Source organism: Burkholderia sp. BE12, from assembly GCF_002959955.1.
Classification (GTDB): domain Bacteria; phylum Pseudomonadota; class Gammaproteobacteria; order Burkholderiales; family Burkholderiaceae; genus Burkholderia.
In genome coordinates, this window is record NZ_PREY01000023.1 from 76,254 (window position 1) to 87,545 (window position 11,292).

Genomic DNA, 11,292 nt, shown 5'->3' on the forward strand with positions numbered 1-11,292 from the left:
AGGATGCGCGCGCATCAGAACGTGCCCGGATACGCGCCGCCGTCGAGCAGCCAGTTCTGCCCGGTGATATAGCCGGCATGCACGCTGCACAGGAACGCACATGCGGCGCCGAATTCCTCGCGCGTGCCGAGCCTGCCGGCCGGGATGTCCCTGGTGCGCCGCGCACGCATCTCGTCGAGCGTCACGCCCTGCGCCTTCGCGGACGCGGCGAGCGTCGTCGCGATCCGGTCGGTGTCGAACAGCCCCGGCAGCAGGTTGTTGATCGTCACGCCCTGCCCCGCGACCTTGCGCGACAGCCCCGCGACGAAGCCGGTCAGCCCCGAGCGCGCACCGTTCGACAGCGCCAGCACGTCGATCGGCGCCTTCACGGCCGAACTCGTGATGTTGACGATCCGGCCGAAGCCCCGGCCGATCATCCCGTCGATGGTCGCCCGGATCAGCTCGATCGGCGTCAGCATGTTCGACTCGAGCGCGCGGATCCAGTCGTCGTGGGAAAAATCGCGGAAATCGCCGGGCGGCGGGCCGCCGGCATTCGTCACGAGAATGTCCGGCTGCGGGCACGCGGCGAGCGCGGCCGCGCGGCCGTCCGGTGTCGTGATGTCGCAGGCGACCGCCGTGACCGACACGTTCGCGCCGGCGCGGATCTCTTCCGCGGTTTCCTCCAGCGTGTCGCGCGTGCGCGCGACGATCACGAGGTTCACGCCCTCCGCGGCCAGCGCTTGCGCGCAGCCACGCCCGAGGCCCTTGCTGGCCGCGCACACGAGCGCGGTCTTTCCTTCAATGCCGAGATCCATCGTCGCTTCCCTGGTGGCGCGCGTGCCGGCGCGGCCCCGCGTTGCCGCCGGTCGGCGGGCGAACGGGCGTGCCCGGCACGCGGATTGTCGTGAGACGTCGATAATATCCGGATCGCGCGGCGCGCCTTGGTAAAATTGCGGCCATAAGCGACGGCCGGCCCGTGCCCGCCGCCGCCCCCGATCCCCTTTTGCCGCCAAGGCGCCCCGTCATGAAACAGGACAGCCGTTTCCCGAACCTCTTCATCACCGATCACCCGCTGATCCAGCACAAGCTCACGCACATGCGCGACAAGGACACGTCCACGCGCACGTTCCGCGAACTGCTGCGCGAGATCACGCTGCTGATGGGCTACGAGATCACCCGCAACCTGCCGATCACGACCAAGCGGGTCGAAACCCCGCTGGTGGCGGTCGACGCGCCGGTGATCGCGGGCAAGAAGCTCGCGATCGTGCCCGTGCTGCGCGCGGGCATCGGGATGTCGGACGGCCTGCTCGACCTGGTGCCGTCCGCGCGCGTCGGCCATATCGGCGTGTACCGCGCCGAAGACCACCGTCCGGTCGAATACCTGGTGCGCCTGCCGGACCTGGAAGACCGCATCTTCATCCTGTGCGATCCGATGGTCGCGACCGGCTATTCGGCCGTGCACGCGGTCGACGTGCTCAAGCGCCGCAACGTGCCGGCCGCGAACATCATGTTCGTCGCGCTGGTCGCCGCGCCGGAGGGCGTGCAGGTGTTCCAGGACGCGCACCCCGACGTGAAGCTGTTCGTCGCGTCGCTCGACTCGCACCTGAACGAGCACGCGTACATCGTGCCGGGCCTGGGCGACGCCGGCGACCGCCTGTTCGGCACCAAGAACTGATCGAATCGAGCGGGCCGGCGCCGTCGTGCCGCGCGGCCGCGACGGCCGCCCCGGCCGTTCGGCCATGCGCGGCGGCCCCGAACCGGCGGTCGCCGCGTGATAAAATCACGCTCCACTCGACACGCGCGGCCCCGCGGCTTCATGCCCGCCGAAACGGCCGCCGATTCAACGACACATCGCAACAATCGCCCGCGCTGCGCGCCCGGGCACGGAGAAAGGTATGGCTGGTCATTCGAAATGGGCCAACATCAAGCATAAGAAGGCAGCGGCCGACGCGAAGCGCGGCAAGATCTGGACCCGCCTCATCAAGGAAATCCAGGTCGCGGCGCGCCTCGGCGGCGGCGACGTCAACTCGAACCCGCGCCTGCGTCTCGCGGTCGACAAGGCAGCCGACGCGAACATGCCGAAGGACAACGTCAAGCGCGCGATCGATCGCGGCGTCGGCGGCGCGGACGGCGCGAACTACGAAGAGATCCGTTACGAAGGCTACGGCATCAGCGGCGCGGCGATCATCGTCGACACGCTGACCGACAACCGCACCCGCACGGTCGCGGAAGTCCGTCACGCATTCTCGAAGTTCGGCGGCAACATGGGCACCGACGGCTCGGTCGCGTTCATGTTCGATCACGTCGGCCAGTTCCTGTTCGCGCCCGGCACCTCGGAAGACGCGCTGATGGAAGCCGCGCTCGAAGCCGGCGCGAACGACGTGAACACGAACGACGACGGCTCCATCGAAGTGCTGTGCGACTGGCAGGCGTTCTCGGCTGTGAAGGACGCGCTCGAAGCCGGCGGCTTCAAGGCCGAACTCGCCGAAGTGACGATGAAGCCGCAGAACGAAGTCGAATTCACCGGCGACGACGCGGCGAAGATGCAGAAGCTTCTGGACGCGCTCGAGAACCTCGACGACGTGCAGGACGTGTATACGAACGCCGTCATCGTCGAGGAATGAAATGCCGGCCGCCGCATCTGTCGCGGCGGCGGCCCGACCGATTCCGCGGCCGGCGCGCCTGAGCGTGCCGGCCGCCCTGTTTTCTAGTCTGCGGGGAATCCCATGAAACTACTCGTCGTCGGCTCCGGCGGCCGCGAACATGCGCTGGCGTGGAAGCTCGCGCAATCGCCGCGCGTCCAGATGGTCTACGTCGCGCCCGGCAATGGCGGCACGGCGCAGGACGAGCGTCTGAAGAACGTCGACATCACGTCGCTCGACGAACTCGCCGATTTCGCGGAACGCGAAGGCGTCGCGTTCACGCTCGTCGGGCCGGAAGCACCGCTCGCGGCCGGCATCGTCAACCTGTTCCGCGCACGCGGCCTGAAGGTCTTCGGCCCGACCCGCGAAGCCGCGCAGCTCGAAAGCTCGAAGGATTTCGCGAAGGCGTTCATGAAGCGCCACGGCATCCCGACCGCCGATTACGAAACCTTCGCCGACGCGGCCGCTGCCCATGCGTACATCGACGCGAAGGGTGCGCCGATCGTCGTGAAGGCCGACGGCCTCGCGGCCGGCAAGGGCGTCGTCGTCGCGATGACGCTCGAAGAGGCACACGCCGCCGTCGACATGATGCTGTCGGGCAACAAGCTGGGTGACGCCGGCGCGCGCGTCGTGATCGAGAAATTCCTCGACGGCGAGGAAGCGAGCTTCATCGTGATGGTCGACGGCAAGCACGCGCTGGCGCTGGCTTCCAGCCAGGACCACAAGCGCCTGCTCGACGAGGACCGCGGCCCGAACACCGGCGGCATGGGCGCGTATTCGCCCGCGCCGATCGTCACGCCGCAGATGCACGCACGCGTGATGCGCGAAATCATCATGCCGACCGTGCGCGGGATGGAGAAGGACGGCATCCGCTTCACGGGCTTCCTGTACGCGGGCCTGATGATCGACAAGGACGGCAATCCGCGCACGCTCGAGTTCAACTGCCGGATGGGCGACCCGGAAACGCAGCCGATCATGGCGCGCCTGAAGAGCGACTTCTCGAAGGTCGTCGAGCAGGCGATCGCGGGCACGCTCGACACGGTCGAGCTCGACTGGGATCGTCGCACCGCGCTCGGCGTCGTGCTGGCCGCGCACGGTTACCCGGACGCGCCGCGCAAGGGCGACCGCATCAACGGGATCCCGGCGGAAACCGGACAGGCGGTCACGTTCCATGCGGGCACGACGCTCGACGGCGACAAGCTGACGACGTCCGGCGGCCGCGTGCTGTGCGTGGTCGGCCTCGCCGATTCGGTGCGCGAAGCGCAGCAGCATGCCTACGACACGATCAACCAGATCAATTTCGAAGGCATGCAGTACCGCCGCGACATCGGCTTTCGCGCGCTCAACCGCAAGAGCACGTGACGTCGCCATCGCCGCCCCGCGCCCTCGCGGCGGCGGCCCGTCTGCCGGGGTTCGATAGAATGCCCGGCAGACGCCTTTTTTTCGGCCCCCGCTCAGGGCGGGGGCAGCCAGTCCAGACATGACCGATTCGACCTACGACGTGGCGCGTGTGCGCACGTACCTCCAGGGCCTGCAGACACGGATCGCCGACGCGCTCGGCGCGCTCGACGGCACGCCGCTCGCGACCGACACGTGGCAGCGCGGGCCGGCCGAACGCCTGCGCGGCGGCGGCTGCACGCGGATTCTCGAAGGCGGCCGCGTGTTCGAACGCGCGGGAATCGGCTTTTCCGACGTCGCGGGCGACGCGCTGCCGCCGTCGGCGAGCGCCGCGCGCCCGCAGCTGGCCGGCCGCGGCTTCGAGGCGCTCGGCGTGTCGCTCGTGCTGCACCCGCGCAATCCGTACTGCCCGACCGTGCACATGAACGTGCGGATGCTGATCGCGACGAAACCGGGCGAGGCGCCCGTGTTCTGGTTCGGCGGCGGCATGGATCTGACACCGGTTTACGGTTTCGAGGACGACGCGCGGCATTTCCACCAGACCTGCAAGGACGCGCTCGACCCGTTCGGCATCGAGCTCTACCCGCGCTTCAAGCAATGGTGCGACGAATATTTCTTCCTGAAGCACCGCAACGAGATGCGCGGCATCGGCGGGATCTTCTTCGACGATTTCTCGGAACCCGGTTTCGAACGCTCGTTTGACATGATGCAAAGCGTCGGCGATGCGTTCCTGCAGGCCTACCTGCCGATCGTCGAGCGCCGCGTCGACCTGCCGTACGGCGAGCGCGAACGCGACTTCCAGGCATACCGCCGCGGCCGCTACGTCGAATTCAACCTCGTGTTCGACCGCGGCACGCTGTTCGGCCTGCAAAGCGGCGGCCGGACCGAGTCGATCCTGATGTCGATGCCGCCGGTCGCGAACTGGCGCTACAACTGGCAGCCCGAGCCGGGTTCGCCTGAAGCGCGCCTGACCAGCGACTTCCTCGTGCCGCGCGACTGGGCCTGAGCCCGCGCGCCCCGCTGCCCCAACGAAAGGACGCGTTTTTCTGGACACCACCGCCCGCCCCGCCCCGCTGCCGCGCCGTATCGGCTTGCTGGGCGGTACTTTCGACCCGATCCACGACGGCCATCTCGCGCTCGCGCGCCGGTTCGCCGGGCTGCTCGACCTGACCGAACTCGTATTGCTGCCCGCCGGGCAGCCGTACCAGAAGCGCGACGTGTCGGCCGCCGAGCACCGGCTCGCGATGACGCGCGCGGCCGCCGGCACGCTGTCCGTGCCGGGCGTGACCGTGACCGTCGCCACCGACGAGATCGAGCACACCGGCCCGACCTACACGGCCGAGACGCTCGCGCGCTGGCGCGAGCGGATCGGCCCCGATGCGTCGCTGTCGCTGCTGATCGGCGCCGATCAGCTCGTGCGCCTCGATACGTGGCGCGACTGGCGCACGCTGTTCGACTACGCGCACATCGGCGTGTCGACGCGTCCGGGCTTCGAGCTCGGCACGGCGCCGCCGGCCGTCGCGCGGGAAATCGCCGCGCGGCAGGCCGGCGCCGACGTGCTCAAGGCCACGCCGGCGGGCCGCCTGCTGATCGATACGACCCTTTCGTTCGACATCGCCGCGACCGACATTCGCACGCACCTGCGCGAATGCATCGCACGCCATGCGCAAATGCCCGACGCGTCGGCCGAACATGTGCCGGCCGCCGTATGGGCCTATATTCTTCAACATCGCCTCTACCATTCCTGAATCCATGGATATTCGCAAACTGCAGCGCGTGATCGTCGACGCCCTCGAAGACGTCAAGGCGCAAGACATCAAGGTGTTCAACACCAGCCACCTGACCGAACTGTTCGACCGCGTGGTCGTCGCATCGGGCACCTCCAACCGCCAGACCAAGGCTCTCGCGTCGAACGTGCGCGACAAGGTCAAGGAAGCCGGCGGCGACGTCGTCAGCTCCGAAGGCGAGGACACCGGCGAATGGGTGCTGGTCGACTGCGGCGACGCGGTCGTGCACATCCTGCAACCGGCGCTGCGCCAGTACTACAACCTCGAGGAAATCTGGGGCGACAAGCCCGTGCGGATGAAGCTCGGCGGCGGCAAGGGCAACGGCTTCGCGACGGCGAGCGAAGACGACGAGGAAGAGGAAGAAGCGCCCGCACGCCCGGCACGCAAGACGGCCGCCCGCCGCCGTTGAGCCGTCGCGCGTCTCCCGATGAAGCTTTTCATCCTCGCGGTCGGCCACAAGATGCCGGGCTGGATCGCATCCGGCTTCGACGAATACACGAAGCGGATGCCGCCCGAACTGCGCATCGAGTTGCGCGAAATCAAGCCTGAACTGCGTTCGGGCGGCCGCAGCGCCGAAAGCGTGATGGCGGCCGAACGGCAGAAGATCGAGGCCGCGCTGCCGAAGGGCGCGCGCCTCGTCGCGCTCGACGAGCGCGGCCGCGACTGGACCACGATGCAGCTCGCGCAGGCGCTGCCCGGCTGGCAGCAGGACGGCCGCGACGTCGCGTTCGTGATCGGCGGCGCCGACGGGCTCGATCCGGACCTGAAAGCGCGCGCCGACGTGCTGCTGCGCATCTCGAGCATGACGCTGCCGCACGGCATGGTGCGCGTTCTGCTCGCCGAACAGCTTTACCGGGCGTGGAGCATCACGCAGAATCACCCCTACCACCGCGCATGACGTGTCGTCCTCGAGACGCGCGCCGCGCGCGCTCAACGAGATAACGACACCATGCCGTCCAGCACGTCCCCCGCGCTTTTCCCGATCCTTTACCTCGCTTCGCAAAGCCCGCGCCGCCAGGAGCTGCTGCAGCAGATCGGCGTACGCTTCGAGCTGCTGCTGCCGCGCCCCGACGAGGACGCCGAGGCGCTCGAGGCCGAACTGCCCGGCGAAGCCGCCGACGCGTACGTGCGGCGCGTGACCGTCGCGAAGGCCGAGGCCGCGCGTGCGCGCCTCGTCGCGAGCGGCAAGCCGGCCGCGCCGGTGCTGGTGGCCGATACGACCGTGACGATCGACGGCGCGATCCTCGGCAAGCCCACCGACGCCGACGATGCGCTCGCGATGCTCACCCGCCTCGCCGGCCGCGAACACGCGGTGCTGACCGCCGTCGCCGTGATCGACGCCGGCGGCGAACTGCTGCCGCCCGCGCTGTCGCGCTCGTCGGTGCGCTTCGCGGCCGCGTCGCGCGACGCGTACGCGCGCTACGTCGAAACCGGCGAGCCGTTCGGCAAGGCCGGCGCGTATGCGATCCAGGGCCGCGCGGCCGAATTCATCGAGCGAATCGACGGTTCCCATTCGGGTATCATGGGTCTGCCCCTTTTTGAGACTGCCGCGCTGCTACGCACCGCGCGCATCTCCTTCTGAATCCCACCATGAACGAAGAAATCCTGATCAACCTCACGCCGCAGGAAACGCGGGTCGCACTCGTCCAGCAAGGCGCGGTGCAGGAGCTTCACGTCGAGCGCACGCTGTCGCGCGGGCGGGTCGGCAACATCTATCTCGGCAAGGTCGTGCGCGTGCTGCCCGGCATGCAGTCGGCGTTCATCGACATCGGCCTCGAGCGCGCGGCGTTCCTGCACGTCGCCGACATCTGGCATCCGCGCCTCGCGGGCGAGCCGCAGTCGGCCACGCCGCACCAGCCGATCGAGAAGATCGTGTTCGAGGGGCAGACGCTGATGGTGCAGGTGATCAAGGATCCGATCGGCACGAAAGGCGCGCGGCTGTCGACCCAGGTCAGTATCGCGGGCCGCACGCTCGTCTACCTGCCGCAGGAGCCGCATATCGGCATCTCGCAGAAGATCGAGAGCGAAGCCGAGCGCGAGGCCGTGCGCGCACGCCTGACGGCCGTGATCCCGCCGGACGAGAAAGGCGGCTACATCGTGCGCACGATCGCCGAGGACGCCACCTCCGACGAGCTGGCCGGCGACGTCACCTATCTGCGCAAGACCTGGGCGACGATCGTCGCTCAAGCGCAGCGGCTGCCGGCGACGAGCCTGCTGTACCAGGATCTCGATCTCGCGCAGCGCGTGCTGCGCGATTTCGCGAACGACGACACGACGCGCATCCAGGTCGATTCGCGCGAGACCTACCAGCGCCTCGCGGAATTCGCGGGCGAGTTCACGCCGGCCGTGAGCCCGAAGCTGCATCACTACACGGGCGAGCGGCCGCTGTTCGACCTGTACAACATCGAGACGGAGATCCAGCGCGCGCTGTCGCGCCGCGTCGACCTGAAGTCGGGCGGTTACCTGATGATCGACCAGACCGAGGCGATGACGACGATCGACGTGAACACCGGCGGCTATGTCGGCGCGCGCAACTTCGACGACACGATCTTCAAGACCAACCTCGAGGCCGCGCACACGATCGCGCGACAGTTGCGGCTGCGCAACCTCGGCGGGATCATCATCATCGACTTCATCGACATGGAGAACGCCGAGCATCGCGACGCGGTGCTGTCCGAGCTCAAGAAGGCGCTGTCGCGCGACCGCACGCGCGTGACGGTCAATACCTTCTCGCAGCTCGGGCTCGTCGAGATGACGCGCAAGCGCACGCGCGAGTCGCTCGCGCACGTGCTGTGCGAACCGTGCCCGACCTGCCAGGGCAAGGGCCAGGTGAAGACGTCGCGCACCGTGTGCTACGACATCCTGCGCGAGATCCTGCGCGAATCGCGGCAGTTCAACCCGCGCGAGTTTCGCGTGATCGCCGCGCAGCAGGTGATCGACCTGTTCCTCGACGAGGAATCGCAGCATCTCGCGATGCTGATCGACTTCATCGGCAAGCCCGTGTCGCTGCAGGTCGAGTCGAATCTGAGCCAGGAGCAGTACGATATCGTGCTGATGTAACGTTCCGCCCATCCGCCGCCGGCAGCGCCGCGCGGCGCCCCGATGCGGCGGCCGGGCTGTTCGCGTATGCCGCGCCAGCACCCGCCGCCGCCCTTTTCATCGACCCTTTTCGCATTCACCACACACCATGAGCCAAGGCCACAACCGCCGCCAGCGCAAGAAACTCCACATCGGCGAATTCCAGGAACTCGCGTTCAACGCGACCGCACATTACCGCAACGAAATGACTGACCTCGAGCGCGGCCAGTTGATCGACGCGTTCATCGACTTCGTCGAAGCGAACGGGCTGCTGACCGTCGCGTCCGCGGACGAAGGCATCGGCGCGTACGTGATCTCCGGCGCGCCGCGCGGCACGACGACCGACGCCGACCGCGAACTCGTGCGCGGCTGGCTGGCCGCCCGTCCGGAACTGACCGACGTCAAGGTCAGCGAATTCACCGACGCGTGGTATCCGGACGCCTGATCTTCCGTTTTCCCGACGTACCCCCGGCGACGTTCGCGCCTGCCCGCCATGAGGGCCGGGTCCGGACGTCGCCGCCCGCCTCTCTCCCGCCACACGCCCATCTCTCTCCCGCCTCTCTCCCGTCTCTCTCCCGTCTCTCTCCCGCCACACTTCCCCCGTCGCCCGCCCGCTGCGCGGCCCAACCGACCCACATCCCTCGCGCCGTGTCGACAGGGCTTTTCCCGATTCCGGCCATGAAACGGACGCTTACTTCAATTTAACGATGGTTAAAGGAAGTCTTGCGTCGGTGAGCCTACTCTGATCGCAAAGAATCCTACGAATTTCGGCTCGATCGGCAAGCAATACGAAAGAATGCAAACCGCGCGGCCGGCAGGCGTTCCGGATTCCCAACCAGGTGACAACGCGACACGGCGACAGGTCAATCAGGGAGACGACAACCGAGGTGCCCGCCGCTTCGCTTTCGCGGCGGCGACACAGCGACGCACGTGAAGGCCGCCTGACCCATTCCTTCAATCGAGACGAGGACGACATGAACACGCAAGCCATCCATCAAGCAGGACTCCGAATGATTTTGATCGCTGCGGGCGTTGCGACGCTGGTATCGCTGTCCGCGTGCGGCGGCTCCGGCTCGCTGAGCCAGGGCACGGGCAGCTCCGGATCGGGTTCGGGCGACACGACGGCCACGACGGGCGGCACGGGCAACGGCTCCGGGAGCGGTTCCGGCAGCGGCTCGACCGTCGGCGGCACGGGCAGCGGCTCGGGCACAGGCACGTCGGGCACAGGCACGTCCGCCAATGCGTTCGGCCAGACCGTGGACGCGTCGAGCAATATCGTGACGGCCGCGGGCGGCGCGGTATCGGGCGTCGGCACGACGATTGCGGGCCAGTCGCTGCCGGGCACCAGTGCGTCGACCACGCAAGGGCTCGGCACCGTCGTGCAGGATGCCGGCGCGGCCGTCACGACGCTCGGTACCGGCCTCGGCTCGGGTCTCGGCCAGCTCGGCGCATCGTCGAACCCGGTCGGCACGACCGTCGCGAGCACGGGCGGCGTGGTCACGGACCTCGGCAACGCGGTGGCCGCGACGGGCGGCGTCGTATCGAGCCTCGGCGCGAGCGGGTCGGCGCTGGCGCCGCTGGCGCCCGTCACGTCGCCGGTCGGCGGCGCGATCACGATGCTCGGCAACACCCTCGCCGGCGGCGGCGCGACGCTCGGCACGCAACTGTCGACGGGGCCCGTCGCGCAGGTCACGGGCGCCGCGAGCTCGGCGATCACGCCGATCACGTCGACGGTCGGCTCGGTCACGCAGACCGTCGCATCGAGCACGCCGCTCGGCGCGCCGCTCACGAATCTCGTGACGACGGTCGGCAACGGCATCGCGAGCGCCGGCACGACGATCGCGAAGACCGGCGGCAATCCGTTGACGACGGGCGTCGGCAACGTCGTGACGGCCACCGGTAACACGGTGGCAACCGCCGGCACGGCACTGCTCGGCGGCGGCGCGGCGGCGATGAACCCGCTCGCGCCGGTGACCGGGCTCGTATCGACCGCCACCGGCGCGCTGGGCGGTGCGACGGGCGGCAGCAATCCGGCAGGCGCGCTCACGTCGGCGGTCGGCACCGTGACGGGCGCCGTGTCGGGCGCGGCCGGCGGCTCGCCGGTTGCGGGGCTGACGGGCGGCACCGGCGGCGGTGCCATCGCGAAAACCGGCGGCGGGCTGCTCGCCCCGGTGACGACGACACTCGGCGCGCTGGTCAAGTAAGCGAACGGCACGCGCGGCGCCCGCCTCGTCGTCGACGGGCGGGCGCCGAGCCAAACGCCGAGCCAAACGCCGAGCCAAACGCCGAGCCAAACGCCGAGCCAAACGCCGAGCCAAACGCCGAGCCAAACGCCGAGCCAAACGCCGAGCCAAGCGCCGAGCCAAACGCCGAGCCAAACGCCGAGCCAAGCGCCGAGCCAAACGCCG

12 protein-coding genes are annotated in these 11,292 nt (G+C 68.8%); 11 read left to right on the forward strand and 1 reads right to left on the reverse strand.

All coding sequences use genetic code 11. The features are described 5' to 3' along the window. Positions 1-14: 14 nt before the first annotated feature. On the reverse strand, positions 15-794 hold the full coding sequence (locus C4B30_RS24130; protein WP_027785025.1) for an SDR family oxidoreductase: 780 nt from the start codon (positions 792-794) through the stop codon (positions 15-17). Positions 795-1,003: 209 nt separating this feature from the next. Here C4B30_RS24130 and upp point away from each other — a divergent pair, with 209 nt between their 5' ends. The 11 genes from upp (at position 1,004) to C4B30_RS24185 (ending at position 11,088) form a co-directional block, all read left to right on the forward strand. After that, positions 1,004-1,654 carry a uracil phosphoribosyltransferase gene (upp, locus tag C4B30_RS24135; protein ID WP_006478229.1) on the forward strand — a complete coding sequence of 217 codons (651 nt, stop codon included), beginning with the start codon at positions 1,004-1,006 and terminating at the stop codon, positions 1,652-1,654. 220 nt (positions 1,655-1,874) lie between these two features. Then, positions 1,875-2,603 carry a YebC/PmpR family DNA-binding transcriptional regulator gene (locus C4B30_RS24140; protein ID WP_011352741.1) on the forward strand — a complete coding sequence of 243 codons (729 nt, stop codon included), beginning with the start codon at positions 1,875-1,877 and terminating at the stop codon, positions 2,601-2,603. 102 nt (positions 2,604-2,705) lie between these two features. Then, positions 2,706-3,983, forward strand: coding sequence for a phosphoribosylamine--glycine ligase (gene purD, locus C4B30_RS24145; protein WP_027785026.1), 1,278 nt, complete (start codon positions 2,706-2,708; stop codon positions 3,981-3,983). 118 nt (positions 3,984-4,101) lie between these two features. Continuing rightward, positions 4,102-5,025 (forward strand): oxygen-dependent coproporphyrinogen oxidase, encoded by a 924-nt coding sequence (hemF, locus tag C4B30_RS24150; protein ID WP_027785027.1) that lies wholly within the window; start codon positions 4,102-4,104, stop codon positions 5,023-5,025. An 85-nt stretch (positions 5,026-5,110) separates the two neighbouring features. Continuing rightward, entirely contained in the window at positions 5,111-5,767 is a 657-nt protein-coding gene (locus tag C4B30_RS24155) for a nicotinate-nucleotide adenylyltransferase (protein ID WP_027785028.1), read from the forward strand. A gap of 4 nt (positions 5,768-5,771) precedes the next feature. Further along, a complete protein-coding gene (rsfS, locus tag C4B30_RS24160) occupies positions 5,772-6,215 on the forward strand; it encodes a ribosome silencing factor (protein WP_006484266.1) in 444 nt (147 codons plus the stop codon). A gap of 18 nt (positions 6,216-6,233) precedes the next feature. Continuing rightward, a complete protein-coding gene (rlmH, locus tag C4B30_RS24165; protein ID WP_006478222.1) occupies positions 6,234-6,704 on the forward strand; it encodes a 23S rRNA (pseudouridine(1915)-N(3))-methyltransferase RlmH in 471 nt (156 codons plus the stop codon). Positions 6,705-6,755: 51 nt separating this feature from the next. Further along, complete coding sequence (locus C4B30_RS24170) at positions 6,756-7,388, forward strand: Maf family protein (protein ID WP_027785029.1); 633 nt, start codon at positions 6,756-6,758, stop codon at positions 7,386-7,388. An 8-nt stretch (positions 7,389-7,396) separates the two neighbouring features. Continuing rightward, positions 7,397-8,866 (forward strand): ribonuclease G, encoded by a 1,470-nt coding sequence (rng, locus tag C4B30_RS24175; protein WP_027785030.1) that lies wholly within the window; start codon positions 7,397-7,399, stop codon positions 8,864-8,866. A 127-nt stretch (positions 8,867-8,993) separates the two neighbouring features. After that, entirely contained in the window at positions 8,994-9,329 is a 336-nt protein-coding gene (locus C4B30_RS24180) for a YggL family protein (RefSeq protein ID WP_027785031.1), read from the forward strand. Between the two features lie 529 nt (positions 9,330-9,858). Then, positions 9,859-11,088 carry a collagen-like triple helix repeat-containing protein gene (locus C4B30_RS24185; protein WP_027785032.1) on the forward strand — a complete coding sequence of 410 codons (1,230 nt, stop codon included), beginning with the start codon at positions 9,859-9,861 and terminating at the stop codon, positions 11,086-11,088. The last annotated feature ends 204 nt before the right edge of the window (positions 11,089-11,292 follow it).